21 protein-coding genes are annotated in these 18,511 nt (G+C 66.9%); 14 read left to right on the forward strand and 7 right to left on the reverse strand.

Annotation, left to right across the window (positions count from 1 at the left end; all coding sequences use genetic code 11):
• The first annotated feature begins 295 nt into the window (after positions 1-295).
• Positions 296-1,516: a cytochrome P450 gene (locus tag ACFQVD_RS19605; RefSeq protein ID WP_343976351.1), complete on the forward strand. Its 1,221-nt coding sequence runs from the start codon at positions 296-298 to the stop codon at positions 1,514-1,516.
• Positions 1,517-1,601: 85 nt separating this feature from the next.
• Here the strand turns inward: ACFQVD_RS19605 and ACFQVD_RS19610 are convergent, their stop codons facing one another.
• Complete coding sequence (locus ACFQVD_RS19610; RefSeq protein ID WP_343976354.1) at positions 1,602-2,144, reverse strand: EF-hand domain-containing protein; 543 nt, start codon at positions 2,142-2,144, stop codon at positions 1,602-1,604.
• Between the two features lie 296 nt (positions 2,145-2,440).
• Entirely contained in the window at positions 2,441-2,812 is a 372-nt protein-coding gene (locus ACFQVD_RS19615) for a hypothetical protein (RefSeq protein WP_343976357.1), read from the reverse strand.
• Positions 2,813-3,029: 217 nt separating this feature from the next.
• On the opposite strand from ACFQVD_RS19615, the gene ACFQVD_RS19620 reads away from it, so the two are divergent.
• Both ACFQVD_RS19620 and ACFQVD_RS19625 read left to right on the forward strand, forming a co-directional pair.
• Complete coding sequence (locus tag ACFQVD_RS19620; protein WP_343976360.1) at positions 3,030-3,953, forward strand: TIGR03620 family F420-dependent LLM class oxidoreductase; 924 nt, start codon at positions 3,030-3,032, stop codon at positions 3,951-3,953.
• A 52-nt stretch (positions 3,954-4,005) separates the two neighbouring features.
• On the forward strand, positions 4,006-4,359 hold the full coding sequence (locus ACFQVD_RS19625) for a glutaredoxin domain-containing protein (protein WP_343976363.1): 354 nt from the start codon (positions 4,006-4,008) through the stop codon (positions 4,357-4,359).
• Positions 4,360-4,403: 44 nt separating this feature from the next.
• On the opposite strand, the gene ACFQVD_RS19630 is transcribed toward ACFQVD_RS19625, so the two are convergent.
• Both ACFQVD_RS19630 and ACFQVD_RS19635 read right to left on the reverse strand, forming a co-directional pair.
• Positions 4,404-5,153 carry a DUF4184 family protein gene (locus ACFQVD_RS19630; RefSeq protein ID WP_343976366.1) on the reverse strand — a complete coding sequence of 250 codons (750 nt, stop codon included), beginning with the start codon at positions 5,151-5,153 and terminating at the stop codon, positions 4,404-4,406.
• Positions 5,154-5,312: 159 nt separating this feature from the next.
• Positions 5,313-5,669 carry an MmcQ/YjbR family DNA-binding protein gene (locus tag ACFQVD_RS19635; protein ID WP_343976369.1) on the reverse strand — a complete coding sequence of 119 codons (357 nt, stop codon included), beginning with the start codon at positions 5,667-5,669 and terminating at the stop codon, positions 5,313-5,315.
• Between the two features lie 231 nt (positions 5,670-5,900).
• On the opposite strand from ACFQVD_RS19635, the gene ACFQVD_RS19640 reads away from it, so the two are divergent.
• From ACFQVD_RS19640 to ACFQVD_RS19650, 3 genes are all read left to right on the forward strand, one after another.
• On the forward strand, positions 5,901-6,449 hold the full coding sequence (locus tag ACFQVD_RS19640; protein WP_343976372.1) for an RNA polymerase sigma factor: 549 nt from the start codon (positions 5,901-5,903) through the stop codon (positions 6,447-6,449).
• Positions 6,446-7,417 (forward strand): hypothetical protein, encoded by a 972-nt coding sequence (locus ACFQVD_RS19645; protein WP_343976375.1) that lies wholly within the window; start codon positions 6,446-6,448, stop codon positions 7,415-7,417. Before ACFQVD_RS19640 ends, ACFQVD_RS19645 begins: the two co-directional genes overlap by 4 nt.
• A 98-nt stretch (positions 7,418-7,515) precedes the next feature.
• The gene (locus tag ACFQVD_RS19650) at positions 7,516-8,088 is read left to right on the forward strand and encodes an NADAR family protein (RefSeq protein ID WP_343976378.1); all 573 of its coding nucleotides are present in this window, start codon (positions 7,516-7,518) and stop codon (positions 8,086-8,088) included.
• Positions 8,089-8,240: 152 nt separating this feature from the next.
• Here the strand turns inward: ACFQVD_RS19650 and ACFQVD_RS19655 are convergent, their stop codons facing one another.
• Complete coding sequence (locus tag ACFQVD_RS19655) at positions 8,241-8,552, reverse strand: hypothetical protein (RefSeq protein ID WP_343976381.1); 312 nt, start codon at positions 8,550-8,552, stop codon at positions 8,241-8,243.
• Between the two features lie 210 nt (positions 8,553-8,762).
• Here ACFQVD_RS19655 and ACFQVD_RS19660 point away from each other — a divergent pair, with 210 nt between their 5' ends.
• Together ACFQVD_RS19660 and ACFQVD_RS19665 are read left to right on the forward strand one after the other, a co-directional pair.
• Positions 8,763-9,071, forward strand: a complete 309-nt coding sequence (locus tag ACFQVD_RS19660) for a hypothetical protein (protein WP_343976384.1) — start codon at positions 8,763-8,765, stop codon at positions 9,069-9,071.
• A 28-nt stretch (positions 9,072-9,099) separates the two neighbouring features.
• Complete coding sequence (locus tag ACFQVD_RS19665) at positions 9,100-11,106, forward strand: hypothetical protein (protein WP_343976387.1); 2,007 nt, start codon at positions 9,100-9,102, stop codon at positions 11,104-11,106.
• 14 nt (positions 11,107-11,120) lie between these two features.
• Here the strand turns inward: ACFQVD_RS19665 and ACFQVD_RS19670 are convergent, their stop codons facing one another.
• Positions 11,121-11,597 carry a hypothetical protein gene (locus ACFQVD_RS19670; RefSeq protein ID WP_343976390.1) on the reverse strand — a complete coding sequence of 159 codons (477 nt, stop codon included), beginning with the start codon at positions 11,595-11,597 and terminating at the stop codon, positions 11,121-11,123.
• A gap of 495 nt (positions 11,598-12,092) precedes the next feature.
• Between ACFQVD_RS19670 and ACFQVD_RS19675 the strand changes: the two genes are divergently transcribed.
• From ACFQVD_RS19675 to ACFQVD_RS19700, 6 genes are all read left to right on the forward strand, one after another.
• Positions 12,093-12,920, forward strand: coding sequence for a helix-turn-helix domain-containing protein (locus ACFQVD_RS19675; protein ID WP_343976393.1), 828 nt, complete (start codon positions 12,093-12,095; stop codon positions 12,918-12,920).
• The gene (locus tag ACFQVD_RS19680; protein WP_343976396.1) at positions 12,911-13,111 is read left to right on the forward strand and encodes a DUF397 domain-containing protein; all 201 of its coding nucleotides are present in this window, start codon (positions 12,911-12,913) and stop codon (positions 13,109-13,111) included. The genes ACFQVD_RS19675 and ACFQVD_RS19680 overlap by 10 nt, the downstream gene beginning before the upstream one ends.
• Before the next feature lie 63 nt (positions 13,112-13,174).
• Positions 13,175-13,375 (forward strand): DUF397 domain-containing protein, encoded by a 201-nt coding sequence (locus tag ACFQVD_RS19685; RefSeq protein ID WP_343976399.1) that lies wholly within the window; start codon positions 13,175-13,177, stop codon positions 13,373-13,375.
• Between the two features lie 298 nt (positions 13,376-13,673).
• Positions 13,674-13,868: a DNA alkylation repair protein gene (locus ACFQVD_RS19690; RefSeq protein ID WP_386274353.1), complete on the forward strand. Its 195-nt coding sequence runs from the start codon at positions 13,674-13,676 to the stop codon at positions 13,866-13,868.
• Positions 13,869-14,067: 199 nt separating this feature from the next.
• The gene (locus ACFQVD_RS19695; protein WP_343976405.1) at positions 14,068-14,814 is read left to right on the forward strand and encodes a hypothetical protein; all 747 of its coding nucleotides are present in this window, start codon (positions 14,068-14,070) and stop codon (positions 14,812-14,814) included.
• 2 nt (positions 14,815-14,816) lie between these two features.
• Complete coding sequence (locus ACFQVD_RS19700; protein WP_386368595.1) at positions 14,817-17,546, forward strand: outer membrane protein assembly factor BamB family protein; 2,730 nt, start codon at positions 14,817-14,819, stop codon at positions 17,544-17,546.
• Positions 17,547-17,695: 149 nt separating this feature from the next.
• Here the strand turns inward: ACFQVD_RS19700 and ACFQVD_RS19705 are convergent, their stop codons facing one another.
• Entirely contained in the window at positions 17,696-18,121 is a 426-nt protein-coding gene (locus ACFQVD_RS19705; protein ID WP_343976411.1) for a cellulose binding domain-containing protein, read from the reverse strand.
• Positions 18,122-18,511: the final 390 nt, after the last annotated feature.

Below are 18,511 nucleotides of genomic sequence, written 5' to 3' on the forward strand. Positions count from 1 at the left end.
GGTCAACACTTACACGAACGGCGGTACCGGCACGCCCCCCCTTTCGCCATAAAACCATTTATCGACAAAGGGGGGATCCGTCTTTCTTGGTTTTGCCTTTCCCGCCCCACGGGTAACCCCGCTACGGAAGCCGGGCCGCCTCCGCGGATGGTGAACCAACCGACGGCACCATTGCCCACAAAACGGATAACCGACTCAGGCTGACGGGTGTCAACGGCGACGCCGAGGTCCGGCGCGGTGGCCGATTCCGGACTTGAACCCAAGCCAGCGAACCGAGTCATTCACCGGAGAGACCGTGGACATCATTCCCGAGCCCGTCGACTACCCTTTCGGCAAGCCCATCCGTCTCGACGTCGACTCCGAATACACGCGGTGCCGCGAGCGGCCGGGGCTGACCAGGGTCCGCCCGCCCTACGGTGACGACGCCTGGCTGGTGACCCGCTACCACGACATGCGTTCGGTGCTGCGCGACCGCCGTTTCGTCCGGACGCCCCCCACCGGCGGCGACGAGGCGCGCCTCACCGCCCTCCCGCTCCAGGACAGCATCCTCAACACCGACCCGCCGCAGCAGACCCGGCTACGGCGGGTGCTGGCGGGCGGGCTCAGGTTCAACACCGAGCGGATCCACCTGCTCCGATCGATCGCCGAGCGGCGTTCCGTTACGCTCATGGCCGGGTTCGCGGACACGCCTCCCCCGTACGACCTGGTCGGCGACTACATCAAGCCGCTGGTCGTGGAGGTGCTGTGCCCGCTGATCGGGATTCCCAAGCAGGATCTCGCGATCTTCCTGAACTGGTTCGAGGGGTTCGCGAGCACCGCGCTGGCGGCCGACGTCGTGGAGGCCAGGGTCGAGGAGATCTCCCGCTACACCGACCGGCTCATCGCCGCCCGGCGCGCGGAGCCAAGAGACGACCTCGTCAGCGTCCTCGCCCACGCCCTGGACGAGGAGGGTCCCGACGGCGCTCCCGCCGAGGACGGGGGGCTCGCCGAAGCGGAGATCAAGGAACTGGTCAACGACATCCTGCTGGCGGTCGACAACGTCTCGACACAGCTGACGAACGCCTTCTATCTCCTGCTCACCTCACCCGGGAAGCTGGAGGAGCTGCGCGCGGATCCCGGTCTCATCCCGGCGGCCGTCGACGAACTCATCCGCTACGCGCCGTTCCCCTCGCACGTCACCTTCGCCCGCTACGCCACCGAGGACGTGGAGGTGGGCGGCACGCTGGTGCGCGCCGGAGAGCAGGTGCTCCCCGCCCTTCCCTCGGGCAACCGCGATCCGTCGGTGTTCGCCGACCCGGGCGAGCTCGACTTCCACCGCGGCGCCAACCCGCACCTGTCCTTCGGGTACGGAACGCACCACTGCATGGGGGCGCCCCTGGTGCGCATGCTGATAGGGGTCGCGATCTCCTCGCTGTCGGAGGGCCCGCCGATGCGCCTCGCCGTCTCGGACGACGAGCTGCCGTGGCGCTCGGATCTGCTGATCCGCCGCGTGGAGACACTGCCCGTCACCCGGTGACGCCGCACCCGGCAGTCGCCGGAAAAGGACCGCGCGAAAAAGGTGGCGGTCGCCGACCGCGCGACCGCCACCCTCGTCACCCCGGCTATTTCACCTGACCGAAGACCTGGCCGGTACGGGAGGTGAGCTCGCCGACGAAGAAGTCGCGGCAGGCCCTGAAGTATTCCTCGCTGCTGATCTGGCCGTCGCGGTTGGTGTCGATATTGCCCGCCCCCTTCTCCGCCTCGCTGCTGGACAGCCCCCAGGCCTGCAGCAACTTCGCGTACTCGGATGGGGACAGAAGTCCGTCGTCGTCGACGTCGGCCGCCGCGAACTCGGCATCGGTCACCGGGCGAAGGAGCTTCTCGGCGTTCTCCTTCTTGGCGTTGTTCTCCATGTAGGAGCGGAACTCCTCCTTGGAGATCTCCTCGTCCCTGTCGGCGTCCATGGCCTCGGCCATGGACACCCAGGCCCGGTCGTACGCCTCCGTGAGGCGGCGTCCCTTGGCGGATCCCTTCTCGTAGCCGAAGTGCTTGAGGGTCCTGTCCGCCAGAGCCTGCAGGTCACTGTGCTGGATCCTGCCGTCTCCGTTGACGTCGACCAGCTTGAACCAGTGGTCCGATTTGCGGGCAATAGCGTCTATGGCCATTATTTGCTCCATTCATAGGACGACCTACTTCCGTGGCCGAAATACCCGTCGCGAAGCAACAAAAAAACCAAAGAACGAGAAATTCTGGCAGCAGTAAGAAAAAGCACAATCGGACTATTCACGAAAAATCAGAGATGTTCATACTTGAACGAAAGTCGTCGCGATCGGTTCGCTCCGATCATGGGCGTGGGCCACCGGGGACCCACGAGCTCCGGACGCCCGCCGACGTGTCCGCGGTCGCGATGACAGGGCGGGTCGTGCCGCTCGCCGGGGGACAGCCGGAAACCATGCCCCCGTCACCGGTAGCGGAAGCCGTCCAGGAAACGGCGGAAGACGCCGCCCACCCGGGGCAGCGGCTCGGCCGGGGGCGGGGCCACCGCGCGCTGCCTGGCGATGGGCTGGTCGTAGTCGGTCCGCGCGATGGCGTCGACCACCTGCTGCTCGTCGAAGTCCTCGGACCCCTCGATCACCGGCACGAAACCGACCAGCATCCCGTTCCGCATCACCAGCGCTTCGAGCCCCGCCGTACCGTCGGTGTCCCAGTCGGCCTCGCGGCCGTCGGGCAACAGGACCCGGACCCCCATCTGATAGCCGCCTCTTGCCAGTTGAGCGTTGATGCCACGGTCACGCAACGCGTCGACCACCCGCCGGGCCCGGTTCTCTTCCATCTCCCCCAAGGTAACCCGGCCCGGCCGCCCGCGAGCATCCACCATCGCAGGTCGGCGGCCGATTCCCTGATCCGCCACCGGGTACAGAGCCCCCTGGACCCTGGTGACGGAGACCGGGCCACCGAACCCGGCAGCCCGGAGCCCTCGGCTCCGTGGCGTTCGGTCAACCTGAGGATCCTCTGTCGATCTCGGCAGGAGTCCGGGAAGGAACTTGAAGATGTCCGAACGCACGGCACCGCCCCCTGTGGATCTGCCCGCGCTCAAGCGGCGCCTCGGCGGCACCGGTGTGTGGCTGGGGTCGATCTCGACGGCACCCGCGGCCGAGGCGCGGCGCGCGGCCACCGCGATCGAACGGCTCGGCTACTCCACGCTGTGGTTCGGCGAGACCCCGAACAGCAAGGAGGCCCTGGCCAACGCCGCGGTGCTGCTGTGCGCCACCGAGCGCCTGATCCTGGCCACCGGCATCGCCAACATCTACGGACGAGACGCGACCGCCGCCGCCAACGGGGCCAGAACCCTCATCGACGCGTGGCCGGAGCGCTTCGTACTGGGCCTGGGCGTGAGCCATGCTCCGCTGGTCACGAGTCGCGGGCACGACTACAGCAGACCGGTGTCCGCCATGCGCGCCTACCTGGACACCATGGACGCCACCGTCTTCGGCTTCCCACTGACGGAGGAGGCGCCGAGGTTGCTGGCCGCGCTGCGCCCGAAGATGCTGGAGCTGGCCGCGACCCGTGCCCAGGGAGCTCATCCCTACTTCGTCACCCCCGAACACACCGCCAAGGCCCGAAGGATCCTCGGCCCCGACCCCGTCCTCGCTCCAGAGCAGGCAGTGGTGGTCGACACCGACTCCGAGCGTGCCCGGGCCACCGCGCGCCACTACATGGCCCTGTACCTGGCCCTGCCCAACTACCTGAACAACCTGCGTGACCTGGGTTTCTCCGACGCGGACTTCGAGGAGGGCGGCAGTGACGCGCTCGTCGACGCGATCGTGCCCACGGGGGACGCGGAGACCGTCGCCGAACGTGTCCGCGCCCACTACCCGGCCGGCGCCGACCACGTCGCCGTGCAACCCCTTGCCCGGACACTCGATCGGCAACTGGAACAGCTGCGGCTGCTGGCTCCCCTCCTCATCGGCTGACCACCACCCGTCTGCCGGAGGTGAGATCGGGGGGACTTGAGATACTGCTCCCATGTCCCCCACAACCTTCGTCCTCATCATCGTGTTCGTGGTGCTGGTCGTCACGAACCTGCCTCACCGAGGCCGGGCCACGTCGTACCAGGACGCCGACCACCAGGGCGTGGTCGTCTACTGGCGGCCCGGTTGCAGGTACTGCATGCGGCTGCGCACCCGCCTGCGTTTCACCCGGCTGCGCTACAGCGAGGTCAACATCTGGGGAGATCCCGAGGCGGCGGCGTTCGTCCGCTCGGTCGCGGACGGGAACGAGACGGTACCGACCGTGACCGTGGCCGGGAAGGCGATGGTGAACCCGTCGAAGAGCCAGGTGCTCGAAGCGGTCAGGACGCGCCTGGACCCTCAGGCCTGACCTCGCTTCATGGACGCGCCTGGTCCCTCGGATCTGACCCCGCTTCATGTCGGCATGCCCCGATGGGAGCGCAGCACCGACCACGCGTGCCACCCGGCCGTGTAGCCGACCAGTACCACGCCGAACCCACCGACCCCGCCCAGAATCACACAGCGCACCAGGTCGTACAGGCTCACCGCGGCACGGTCGCCGCTCCCCAGCACGGCCGCGCCGAGGACCGCGGCGCCCACCCCGGCGGCCAGCACCCACCCGCGCACCCGTCCCGGCACCCCGGGCAGGCGCCCCGGCGTGACGGCGGCACGCCGGTACCACAGCGCGAACCAACCGGCCAGGACCACCAGCCCGCCCAGCGAGCTGACGTACATCACCACGTTGAACACCCGGTGCGCCCCGACGACCGAGACGCGCATCGCCGGCCAGTGCACCACGGCGAAACCGCCCACCTGGGTGAACCCGTCCCACACCAGGTGCGTGGCGATCCCGATCAGCAGCGCGGCCGACACCGCGACCCCGTTCCCGAGGGGCGCCCGATCGGGCAGCCGGTCACGTACCCCTTCCGGGGCCAGCGCCGTCAACGGCGCGCGGAGCAGCAACTGGAACACCACGAGCACCGCGACTCCGACCGGCAGGGCCACCAGCAACCCACCCGGCCAGCCGTGGGTGGTGTTCGAGGAGAAGGGCAACGGCAGGTAGTACGGCAGATCGGGCACCATCGCACCGACCGCCAACGCCGAGGGGGGCAACCGTCGCCGCAGCGGCAGGATCGCGGCGGTATGGCTCAACGTGAAAGGCATGCCCCATTGTCGACGTCCGCTGTCGACGTCCGCGCCCGTGCGTCCGCCAGACGCGCGAAACGACGGAACCGCCCGCGCCACGTAGGGAGTGCCCACTTCTCGTACCCACGAAGGAGACCTGCCGTGGGAAGCGCCCGTGCGTGATCGCCCAGGCCGCGCTCACTCCAGGCGGGCGACCAGGTGCTTGGGCGCGACGGTTCGGTAGGCGTCGGTGACGATCTCGGCGAGCTCGGTCCAGTCCTGGGGAACGTCGAGATAGACCCCCAGCCAGCCACGATGACCGACGTACGGCGGCCGGAAGAAACGCTGGGGGTCCTCGGCCAGCAGCGCCTCCTGGACACCGGGCGGAGCGGCGCACCAGCAGGTGGTCCGGTCGTCGTGGTTACGGTCGGTGTACGTCACGAACATCTTCTTGCCTCGGACGAACCAGGCCGGCCCGCCGTGGCTGATTCGTTCGATGCTCTCGGGGAGCGCGAGACAGAGCCGGCGCAGCGACTCCAGCGGATCATCGGTCACAACCGGACGGTACTCCACGACGGGAGGATCACGAGCTGTGACCGATCTGAACAGTGGGTTCCGAAACCTCACCGCACGACTGGAATGAACTGCTCCACCGTCAGCCGGTTCTCGCCGACGAGCGCGTTCATCAGATTTCTGGAATCCGCGCGAAATGATGGGACCGTCCGCGCCATGTAGGGAGTGTCCACTTTTCGTACCCACGAAGGAGACCTGCCTTGGGAAGCGCCCATGGATGACGACTGGCTGGCCAGATTCGAGGCCGTCTACCGGGAGACATACCACCAGATCACGGCCTACGCCGTGCGCCGCTGTGACTCGCCGCAGGACGCGGCGGACGTCGTGGCGGAGACCTTCACCATCGCCTGGCGCCGGGTGAGCGAGCTGCCACCGGGGCAGGAGGCCAGGCTCTGGCTGTACGGCGTGGCGCGCAAGGTGCTGGCCGGCCACCGCCGGAGCGCGGACCGGCGTCGGCGGCGCAGCGTCGAGCTCGACACCGAGATGGCCGACCTCTACGGGAGTTCACCCGACAACGGCGTCGAGCTGAGCGTGATCGCCCAGGTGTTCGGGAGCCTGTCCGACGACGACCGTGAGCTCCTCTCGCTGGTCGCCTGGGAGGGACTGGGACGCGAGGAGATCGCCACGATGCTGGGTCTGTCACGCAACGCCGTACGCGTCAGGCTGCACCGTGCCCGCAGGCGTTTCTCCCGCGCGCTCGACGAAGCCGGTGTCCGGTCCACCACGGAAAGCCGGATGGTTCCGGCGGGGAGGTCGCTGTGAGGAACGCCGATGAGATCAGTGAGCTGCTGAGGCCGCTGTCCCGGATCGAACCCGGACAGCCGGACGGCCACGCGTCCGGTGCGGGGGCACGGGCGCTGCTGGCCTCGATCACGGTCCGGGAGCCGGGACGTGCCGGTCGACCCGGTCTCCTCCGGCGCCGGCCCCGTCGTCTCGTGCCGGTCCTGGCCGCCGCGGTCGTGCTCGCGGCGGGCATCGTCGTGGGTCCGAGCCTGCTGGAGGACGGGGGTGGCGCGGCCACCTCCTACGCCAACTCCGCGGTGGAGATCCACCGGGAAGGTGACCAGTACGTCGCCCGCATCAAGGATCCGTTCGCCGACTACGACAGGTACACCGAGGCGTTCCACGCGGTCGGCCTGAACGTCGATCTGCGCCCGGTGCCCGTCTCGCCGGACGCGGTGGGAAAGACCCTGGGGATGGTCATCACCGGCAAGGACTCTCCCGACCCCGACCCGCGGGGCACACCAGACCCCTCCGGCCCCCGATTCGGGGGTGTCGCCCTCTCGGTGGAGACGGCGCCCAGGGGATGCCATCCGGGACGGAGCAGCCACTGCGTCATGGTGATGCGGATCCCCGCCGGTTTCGCCGGCGGGGTGAATGTCAGGCTGGGACGCCAGGCGAGGCCGGGAGAGGAGTACGCGAATTTCGACGCGGCCCTGGCCCCGGGTGAGATGTTCGCCGGGGTCCGGCTGAGAGACGGCCGCTCCGTGCACGACATGCTGGCCGAGGCGCGCAAGCGCGAGCTGACCGCGGTGTTCAGCCTCATCCGGACGGATGAGGAGACGGGCGGCCTGTCCTTCGAACCGCTACCCGCGGACCGGGTCGGACGCGGCTGGATCGTCTGGCACGCGTGGCAGGTGAAGGCCGGCGTGATCCGGTTGCTCGTCACGCCAGAGCGTCTGCCCGAGAACCCGTTCCACAACGGAAGCGCACCACCACCCGCCTCCTGAGACGTCTTTTTTCTGAGAAGTAATCAGTGTCATCTCGCCGTCCGGCCAGAACGATTATCCGCTGGCAGGACGGTGGCCGACCATGACACGGTGTACCGGTGTCCGATCTCAGCAGACTTCCCCGCTCGGTCGCCGAAGCCGTCACCGCCGAGCAGGACGGCGAGCGGCTGCGTTACCTGTTCTTCTGGGGCCACCGGCCGCCACGTGACGGCGGGGTCGGCGCCGGATGCCTCAGCCAGTGGTGGGAGGTCGCCTTCACCACGGAGGGGCACCTCTTCCGGTCCGCCGAGCACTACATGATGGCGCACAAGGCGTGGCTGTTCGGCGACGACGAGACCGCGGCGCGGGTCCTCGCCGCCGAACACCCCGGCGAGGCGAAGAGACTCGGCCGCGAGGTCCGCGATTTCGACGGCGCCGTGTGGGACGAGCACCGCTACGAGATCGTGGTACGCGGCAACATCGCCAAGTTCGGCGAACACCCCGAGCTGAGGGACTTCCTACTCGGCACCCGGGCCCGCGTGCTGGTCGAGGCCAGCCCCGTCGACCGGATCTGGGGCATCGGCCTGACCGCCGACGACGAACGCGCCGCCTCCGCCACCACCTGGCGGGGCCTGAACCTGCTCGGCTTCGCCCTCATGGACACCCGCGACGCCTTGGAGAGCATGTCGTGAAACAGGGCCTGACACTCGCGGCGCTGTCACCGGTGGTTCGGTGGAACCCGGCCGCCTTACTCGGCTCCTCAGGCTCGCGTCGGATCCGGGCCTCGTCATCTCACATGCCGGGGACATTCCACAGGCGCTCCCCGAAAGGCGGGAGACGGGACTCACGGGCCGTCGCCACGCCCCTCCGGCCGCTGTAGTCGCCGGATCTGGAGGCGCAGCTCTCGTTCACGATGCGCGTGCTGCTGCTCACGCCGTAGTTCCAGTTCTTCGGCGGTCGCGTCGTCCCAGCGTGTCCGCGTCTTCTTGATATGACGCAGGGTGGCACGGGACAGCCACATGGTGCCGATCGCGATGGCCATGAGCACGGTCACGTGACCGGCGAAGAGCAGCGTGAAACCGGCGGCGAAACACATCCAGTACGCGGTCTTGACGGCGATTTCTATCGCGTCGATGTGCTTTTCGAACAGCGTCATCCGTTACTCCGACGGTGTTGGGGGGAGTAGTCGCTCCAGCGTGAGAGGGAATGACCGAAATATCGGTTTCGCCCGCGCGGGTGGTCATGGCTCCACCAGCGGAAGCGCGATACCGGCCGGGTACCGGACTTGCCGATTCAGACGATCAATACCTACTCTGGTATGCGACTTTTTCCTTCATCACGGGGTCATGAAAAGGACGGGGGTGGCGTGGCCGAGCGAATGGTGCCCAATCCCCGGCGCGAACGGCTGAGGCAATTGCTGGTCGAAGCCGAATACCGGGCTCACGAGGTGCGGCAGGCATACCAGCACGCCTCCTCGGCGATGCGGTCGGGGCGGGTATGGACAGGGCCGACGGCCACCGCCTGGACCACCGAGCTGGAAGACCGGCATCAACGGCTCGGACGGATCGCCCAGAACGTGGTGGACGCGGTCGAGGAAGAGCTGCGCCGCTCTCCCCCGCTGGTGACCGAGGCGGAGGCGGACGCCATGCGCCGGGAGCTGGCCGGACGCACGTGACCGTCATGACCATGAGGGGGAACGTTCCATGGCACCGACCGCCGAGTTCTGCGGAATCGACCCCGAACAGATGGGTGCGCTGGCCACCTCCCTGCGCGGCGCCGCCGACCGGCTGACCGCGTTCAGCAGGGAGTTCGAGGAGAAGCTCGGCCGGTACGGGATCGGCACCCCCGCACTCCGGGAGATCGTCGACATCGCCGACTGGGGCGGGAGGCAGGTCTCCATGCTGCACGGCCGGATCGACCTGATCAAAACTTTGGGCAACGGCGCCCCGGAGCTGGGCGGGGCGGGGGGCACTGGCGGCGCGGCCTCGATCGCGGCGGGCGGACCGGGGCTCATCCGGCTCCCCGACGAGCTGAAGGACTTTGACATCGCCCAGGGCCTGGCCAGGATGTACGGCGAGAACATCCTGGTGAACTTCCACGGCGAGTCGCAGGCCAAGCTCATCCACGAGCACATCGACGAGGTCGCCGAACTCGCCGACACCCCCCAGGCCGCCGCCGCCTTCTTCGCCCTGCTGTCCCCAAAGGTCCGGGACAGCCTGCCCAATCTCATCGCGAACACCGGCAGCAAGACCGCCAAGCAGGACCTGGCCACCTTCAGCAAGGTTCTCGGCGCGGCCCTGAACGCCCCCGCCCTCGTCCCGGCCTTCGCCCAGGTCAGAGCCGACCTGGTGAAACCAGCCGATAACAGGGCCGCCGCGTGGAACCGGCTCGCGCTGCTCAAAGGCGCCAATGCCCCCTCGTCCGTACGTAGCGCGGCGACCCGTGCGCTGGTCCTGGACGACTTCGCGAAGAAGCCCCGGCAGGACTGGCGTGCCGGCGGGCCTGCCGAGACGAAGGCGTACGGCCTGCCTTCCGACCTGGTCGCCATGGGATTGGAGGTGCTCGCCGGGGACGGCACGGCGGTACGGGACGTGTTCGCCAGGATGGGCGGGGCCGAGGTCACGCTGAACCGAACCGACAAGATGAAGCTGTTCCTCGACTACGCCAAGGAGGTGGGCACCGGGGATCAGGTGGCCGACGCCTTCGGCCGGGTCGCGGAGGCGGGCAGCGAGGCCACGACCGAGAAACCCGGGCAGCACAGTCCGGAGGCCGCCGCCTTCGCCCTGGACGTAATAAAGGTTGCAGGCTCCTTCGGCACTGCCCTGCCAGCGGTCGCCAAGGACTCTATGGGCGTGATCGCGAATTCGTATGTCCACGAGCTGGTCTCGGGCGGACGTTTCGACAAGGCTGCCGACCGCGCCTCCAGCATGCAGATCCCCAAGCATTGGGAAGCCTTCCCCGGGGTGACCCCCGCGTTCTATCTCAATCCCGTCGATACCTCTCAATTCATGAAGACCTTCGTCGGCGAGGACAAGGTCGCCGACGCGTTCAAGTCGACGGTGGCACGGTTTCGCCATGACACCTTGCTGGCCGCCGCCCGTCTGGACGCACAGAGTGATAACAATCACTTCCGTGATATCTCGATGATGTTTGGCGACTTCGGCAGCATCGCATTCAGGACGACGGTAGACGTGCTCGGTGAAGAAGACGCCGTCGCCGACTTGGCCCGTGATTTCACCAAGAACACCGCCGGCTTTCTTCTAGGTGAGATTCCCATCGCGGGTCCGGTCGCCGAACTCGGATGGGGGATCACTCAGGCGTACATCGTCAGCTCCGCGTCGGACGCATGGGCCGACAGCTTCGAGACACAGGTCGACGCAGCCAAAAAGGAGCGGTCCGATCTCGCCAAGCGACTGAAGTACGACATGGCATCCCTTCTCCACAGCGGCGGCTACCCAGCAAGCGAGCCTCCTAAAGAGCTTATTAATGCGACCACCAGTACCCTCAAGACGTACGACGAGTTCGTGGCCGAGGCCAAGCGTGAAGCCATCGGCAACAAGAGATGGGAGCAGGTGCTCCAGCAGAAGCTGGCTGCTTATGAGGACTGGATGGACGGCAACGATAAGCTCGACGAAAAGATTGAAAGCTCCTCGCGAGTCCAGACCAGCGACCTGGCCGAGAACCTACTGAAGGTCCAAGCTCGGGACTGACGCGGCCGACTCTCTCAGCGCGCCAGGCAAGCGGTTTGCGCATGCAGTCGCCAGGTAGGCGCTTCTGGTGCCACATACACGTTCACGGTGATCCCTATCTCCTTACTGCCATAGATGAACCGTCCTTCCGGAGCATCCACCTGGCTGATGTCATATTCCATCCTGTAGCCCAAGATCTGGGAAAGAGTGTTCTCCATAAGCCTCTGAGCTCCGTCCAGATGGGAGTCCAACGATTCTTCCTTGCCACGTTGGTAATCGGCCGTTACTCGCAGCACACGCCTAAAACCGTCCTTGGCACAGGGAATATCCTTGTCCGGACGCTGAAGAAAGCGCAGCTTTTTGAGTGGATTCTTGAAGACGTCGTCGGTTTCCAGGCGTTGGGTGTCCTTTTGTAGCTCCGCTGCCGCTTCTCCCAGGGAGGGCTCGGAAGTGCATCCCGAGGTCAGCATCGCCAGCGCCAAGCTAGCGGCCAGCAACCGGGCGACGCGCATTCAGTACCTCCGGAGGGGTTGACGCCGGGACGTATCAATCTTCACTCACCCGGCCCGCCTTCGCCACACCCTTCACATGCCCATCCGCAGCAAAGGGCGACTTCGAGACGATCCGCACGTTCCGGCCGCCGGTGGCCCCGGCGGAGGGACGTTCTCGCCGACCAGAGCCGCGATTTGGCCAACCAAAAGGCCGTCTGCCGTCACGGACCTCCTTTTCGAGTGATTTCCGATGTTCTCGACCGGAGCGCGAGAGAGTGCTGTCTTATTCATGTGCGGTCCGACCTTCCTCTGGCCAAGAAGGTGATCAACCACTTTCTTTCTTGTGCTTTCGTGAAGAGAATTTCTGTGCCTAGACTGTCTTACCGGCAGTTGGCCTGCTAGCGGATCGGCAGTCCAGGCTAGAGCTGATGATGACAGCCGTTGGTCTACCCGGACCGGGTTCGATATCACCGACTGGACATTAAGTCCGTTTTTCCTAATTCGAGAGGAAATGTGATGGAAAACGCGCCGTCTCTCGACCCTGGATCCCCCCGAGTACGGTTCGGTGCCGAGATGCGTCGCCTACGGGAGGCCGCTCAGCTTTCACAGACCGCCGTGGCCAGACGCCTCGGCTGCACCCAGACCCAGATCAGCCGCCTGGAGAGCGCCAGCCGGACGCCGTCCAAGTCCGACGCCGAGAGACTGGACCAGCTCTATGGGAAGGCCAACGGCATCTCCTTCACGGGGATACGCGAGCACATCATCGCCCAGCCCGGAGGACCAGCCTGGTTCTGGAACTGGGCCGAAGAGATCGAACCCAGAGCTCTCGTCATCCGCTCCTGGGATCCCCTCCTGGTGCCCGGCCTGCTCCAGACGGAGGCATACGCCAGGTATCTCTTCAGCCGAGGGCCCCAAATCACGTCCGAAGAACTGGAGCAGCGTGTCGAAGCCCGCATGCAGCGGCAACGGATCCTTGATCAGGAAGATGCACCCACGCTCCTCGCTCTTATCGATGAGGGTGTGCTGCATCGTCGGATCGGTAACCCCGAGTTGATGCAAGAGCAATTTGGTCATCTACTGGAGGCCGCGCATCGGTCCGCCATCTCCATCCAGGTCGTCGATTCGGAGTGCGTGGCGGGCCTGGCGGGAGCCTTCATGATCGCCGAGCTTCCGAACGGGGAACCGGACGTTGTCCATTCAGACTCACCTGCTCAGGGACACATCACGAACAACCAAGATCTTGTGGCTTCCATTTGGAAGCGCTATGAGGCGATACGGCTATGGGCTTATCCTGAGCACATATCCCTCAAAAAAATCGAGGAAGTGAAACGGGAATGGACCTGAGCGCTGCCATCTGGCGGAAATCATCACGTTCCTCGGACAACGGCGGCCAGTGTGTCGAGGTGGCCGCCAACCTGCCCGAAGTCATCGCGGTCCGCGACAGCAAAGACCCGGACGGCCCCAAACTACTCCTCACCCCCACCGGATGGGCCACCTTCATCCACGGCATCAAGACCGGAGACTTCGACCACTGAACCGGTCTCGGCCAGGGAACGTCAGCACGCACCCCTCAAGAAGACCCAGGAAGTGAAACACGAATGGACCTGAGCGCTGCCATCTGGCGGAAATCATCACGCTCCGGCGGAAACGGCGGCCAGTGTGTCGAGGTGGCCGCCAACCTGCCCGAAGTCATCGCGGTCCGCGACAGCAAAGACCCGGACGGCCCCAAACTACTCCTCACCCCCACCGAGTGGGCCACCTTCGTCCGCGGCATCAAGACCGGAGACTTCGACCGCTGACCCGATCTCGGCCCGGAGGAATCCTCCTTCCAGACCGGGAGGCCGGTCCGGGCCGAGACCCAGGGCAGAACCGCGTCCTTCTCCGTTACCAGCCGATCGGAAGAGAGCCCGTCCGGCGGGAACAGGTCGTCCTTGACTCCGTCAACAAGGCCGCGGATATTCGGAGCCGTTCGTGCCCTGTTTCGAGAAGGCGGTTTCCCCGGCCGATCCCAACCTGCTCTACCCTGCCCGGCAGGAACTCAAGAGCGCTGAGAGTGAACTCGTCTCTCTGGCCTGAAGGCGTACATCGAGCCGACGCCTGTCGAACAAAGACCTTTTCGCCCACGAGGCGATCGGGCGGGCTTTGCATGAATACGCCAAGACCAATCCCGGCGAGGTCGTCCGGCACATAAAGGCAAATGGCGTTGCGAGCCTGAGCCGTCGCGAGGCCCTCCAGAACCATGCCTCTCGCAGGAGAGATTCCCAAATAGCTCAACATCGCGCAGCCGCATGAGTGTATAGCTATAGCGAGGGGGAGCCAGCTGCCGTTCGCTGTTGATAGGGGACGTCCCATGGTCAAAGCGCGCCAGAACAGGCGTGCCAAATCCGGCCGAGCCAATGCGGCTCCCGCCCCTCGGGCCGAGGAGGCTGAGCCGGCCGGGTCCGGGCGATGGAAAGCCACGCGGACGTGGCTGGCGGGAATCCTCAGCGCTGTGATCATCGCGGTGATCGGTGTCGTGTTCACCGCCTGGTTCAACGCACGCGGACCCGACGCGGTCGACCGGATCAGCGGGGAGCCTCCGATCAAGGTCGGCCACGTGGCCGTCGACTACTCCACGCAGGACACCGCCCTGAGGGAGCCGGTGACCGATCCCGGAGAGCGAGCGGTTCTGCTGAGCAGCGCGTCCGGCTCGCGCCATGACGCCGTCATGGCGCGCCATCACCGGGCCCCCCTCGAAAAGGCGGACGTCACCGTCGTCCTCATCGGGAACCGCAGCAGCCTGCGCATCGTCGACATCAAGCCGCGCGTCCTCGACCGCAAGCCGGTCTCGGACGGCGCGGTGCTGCTCTACACCTCCGGCGGAGAGGTCGACACCATCGAACTCTCCGCCGATCTCGATGAGCCGGCTCCCCGCTTTGCCACCGCCAAGGACCCGGACACCTCGTACTTCAGGAAGAAGCAGATAGACCTGAAACGGGACGAGCGGGTCACGCTCTCCATGTCGATCAAGGGCACGGCGGCGTACTACGAGTTCGATCTCCTGGTCACCGTGCTCGCGGAGGACCGAACCGAGCAGATCACGATCGAGGGGCCGGACAAGAACCCGTTCCGGGTGACCGGCACTGCCGACGCCTACCGCGCCTACTACACCCTCTCCCCGCTCCGTGTCTGGCAGCCGATCCCTCGTGGCCAGGCATGCGTGATCGAGCGGAAGATCCAAAAGACCAAGGGATGCTGACCGTGCGCGGGCGTCGCCGCACGGCAGTGGTCCTGCTCGCGGTGGTCCTGGTGGCCTGCCCGGCTGCGTCCGCTCCGCGCCTCCCGCTCGTGCCTGTCGAGTGGCGTGCGGCGTGGTCGGTGCCTACGGACACCGACACCGGCGAGTCGTCCTTCGAGACTCCGCGCTACGCCGTGTCCGACCACGCGGTCGCCGTGGCGACGCGCCAGGGCACCGTGCGGATCCACGATCCGCGCACCGGTGAGCTCCGGCGTACCGTCCCCGCCGACCCGGCTCTCACCGCGCCCATCACCGGCGTGTGGATCGCGGCGGACACGCTGGTCGTGTCGAGAGGGACACCGGACATCATCGACCACGCCTTGGACGGCCATGACCTGACCACCGGCGCCGCGCTGTGGCGGCGCACGATCGCCGTCTCCGCTCATCAGCCCCGGACGGAAGGCGTCGGCGCGTACCGGGGCCCGCGAATCATGGTGACCGAGCGCGGCATCGTGGTGTTGGAGCGGTCGGCCGAACCTCTCGACATCCGGGCCCTTGATCTCCGGACCGGGGCGACCACGGCGCGGGTGACGTATCCGCGAGGCTGCCGCCTGTGGGGTGCGGCAACCGCCCGATCGGTGGCGCTGCTCAGCTCCTGCGCGGGAAACACGCTGCGGCTCACCTCGATGGATCCGCGCACACTGCGGCACGATTGGACGCGCCTGCTGTCACCGTTCTCCTCACCGCCGGGCGAAAACACCCCGATTCGCGCTACGGCCAATGCGCAGGGGTACGTTCGCGCCTCGGTGGGGAACGATGATTTCTTCTATGGGGCGGACGGCCGCCTGCTGTCCACCGGCCCGGAAGCTACCGGGGTCACGAACCCGAGCCGCTGGAGCCCGCCCTTGCTCGCCGGCTCGTACTCCGCGGCGGCCGGCCACCGCGGGGCCCTCCCGGATAACGGATGGCCGTTGCCCGCCTACCTGTTCTCCGTCGACCCCGGCACCGGACGGCTCGGCGGATTGCCGCTCGACCTGCCTTACCATCGTGTGTCCCTTGTCGGGTCGATCCGGGGCATGGCCTTCGTGCACAGCGATGTCCCCGATGACGGCCGGATCACCGCGTACAAGCTGAGCTACGGGCTTTCCCGCGAGCCCACCCGCTTCGGCGGTGTCCCGGCGAGCGCCTGGCCGGATGCCTGCGCCTTGCTTACCGGCCATGATCTGTCCGTCCTCGCTGACGGCTACCGCGCGGTTCCCAGAGCGGACGATCCTGCGGGAACGGCACCGCCGAAGCCGGGGAGATGCGACTGGATACCGCCCACTGACGACGGCACCGTCGTCTCGCTCTCCGTCGATTGGGTGTCCTCGTCGAACGCCGGCGCGCGAAAGCTCTTCACCGCCGAGGTCGGCGCCATCAAAGAGGCCAACGCCTTCGATCCCACCACGGAGAGCCCAGGCTTCCTCTCCTATACCGTGGCCGAGACGAACGGGTTCTACGGCGCGACGATCATCAACGTGGGCCCCGTCATCGTCCGGCTGAGCTCGCTCTCCCGACAGGCGGTGCGGCTCATCTCCCCATCGCTGCACGGCAACCTGCTCGCACGTTATCGGCCAGGCGTCCGCCCTCCCGGCCCCGCGCGTGAGAGCGGCTGGAATTATCCGACCGACGCGGTCGTCCATGCCGAGCCGGTGGTGGTCGACGGTGTCGTCTACGCCACCAGCGGCGATGGCACGGTGTACGCGCTGGAGGCCGCCACCGGCGCGATGCGGTGGCGCTTCCAGACGGGCGGTTCCCTGCTGTTCGATCATGTGGTGGCGGATGGCACCGTGTTCGCGGCGAACACCTCCGGCAGGCTGGTCGCGCTGGACGCCGCCACCGGCCGCATGAGGTGGAGCCGCAGGATCGATGTGATCGGCGACCTCGTGGTCGCGGGCGGCCGCCTCTACGTCTGGACCAGGAAGTCCCCCTTTTCGATGAACGCCGAGGTCCTCGCGCTGAACGGTGCCTCCGGCAGGAGGCTGTGGAGCTTCCAGCCGGTGGGCGACGTCCTCAACCCCGATCCCGTGCTGGTCGGCGAAGTCGTCCAGGTCGGCAGCGACCATGGCACGGTGTACGCGCTGGACGCCACCTCGGGAGCAGAGAAGTGGCGTTTCCGGGCCGGCGGAGGACAAGACCACACTCATCTGGTGCGAGCCGGCGCGGTCGTCTATGCCGCGAGCACCGATGGCGAGGTGCACGCGCTGGAAGGCTCCTCCGGGAAAGTCCGATGGAGTTCAAGGGTCGACGGTCCGGTCCATTTCCGTCCGGTGGTGGCCGGCGGGGCCGTGTACCTCGGCGACAAGAACGGCACAACCTACGCATTGGACGCCGGCTCCGGCACTCGGCGGTGGAGTTTCCAGGCCGAGGGCGACAAGCCCGGCTTCACGTGGGCCGTCGCGGTGGCCCGGGGACTCGTGTACACCGGCGGCGCCGACAGCAGGCTGTACGCGCTCGACGCCACCACCGGCGCGGCGCGATGGAGCTTCCCGTTGGGCAGGGGTCTCACCTCCGGCCCCGTGGCGGCAGGCGGGACCGTTCACGTCGGGCACAACGGGGGAACGCTTCACGCGCTCGACGCCATCACCGGCACGGTGCGATGGGGCTTCCAAACCGGCGGCACCATCGAAACCAGACCTGTGGTGACAGGTGGCCTCGTGTACGTCGGCAGCGCGAACGGCAACGTGTACGCGTTGCCCGCGGCAGGCGGATAGAAGTGCGCTGAAGATCTTGGAAGGCTCCCGCCGCGAAGGTCGCCTGACCCCGCCGGCCCGTCTTGGGGGACGATGCCGTCCGTCTCCACGGGGGAAGGTGAGGTGGCGGACGGCTCTCTTCCCATCGAGGTCCGTCCGTACCCGAGGTGCTACTGGACGGGGGTGCAGGTCACGACCGGGGCAGGGACGGCGGAAGCTCCCCGTTGGATGAAGGTCTGCCGGACCTCGGCGTTCGGCTTCACGGGATTCCATGACCCGTTGCTGTGCACGGTGACATCGGCCCCTGACTGGTCTATCCGGCCGGCCAGATAGACGGTGACCTTCTGGTTGCCCGGCCACGTCCAGTTCAGTCGCCACTCGTCGATGGTCGAGGCGCCGGTGTTCTTGATCGATATCTCGACCATGTTGTCGGTCACCCAGGCCCCGTCCTCCCGGTAGGACCAGGAGTTGACCTCCCGGTACGTCGCCTCGCACGCGGAGGCCCCGACCGCCTCGGCGGTCGCGGTCCCCGGGATCGCGATGATCACCGGCACCAGAACCGCCGCGGCCAGGGCGCCGATCCGTCGATGTCGCATGTTCGAGCTCCTCCCCAACCAGGTTTACCGAGTTTTCTACAGAATCCTTATAGTTTTGGTCAAGAGGGGTGTTGGCCTGCTCACACTCCCCTCGACTTCTTTACCAAGAGTTGATCACAGAGCCGATCTCCCAGGCCGGAGCCCCCGCGACCACCTTCGCGGGACAGCACGGACCTCCCCGTGGCCTGCTCCGGCGGGGAGGATCCAGCAATACGGTCGAGGGGTTTCGTACCGCCCGGATCTCCGGCCGGGCGCGGTTCCCATTGCCCCTCCGGGGGCTGGTGATGCTCCGGCAAGTCATCGCAAGTTGTTCACAAGTCGTCGGCGTATCTTTCGCCGTAGGTGGATCCCGGACATCATCCGCTTCGGATGTGCGGAACCACGGACCCG

Origin of the sequence: Streptosporangium amethystogenes subsp. fukuiense (assembly GCF_042665875.1) — a bacterium.
In the GTDB taxonomy this organism is placed as follows: Bacteria; Actinomycetota; Actinomycetes; order Streptosporangiales; family Streptosporangiaceae; genus Streptosporangium; species Streptosporangium fukuiense.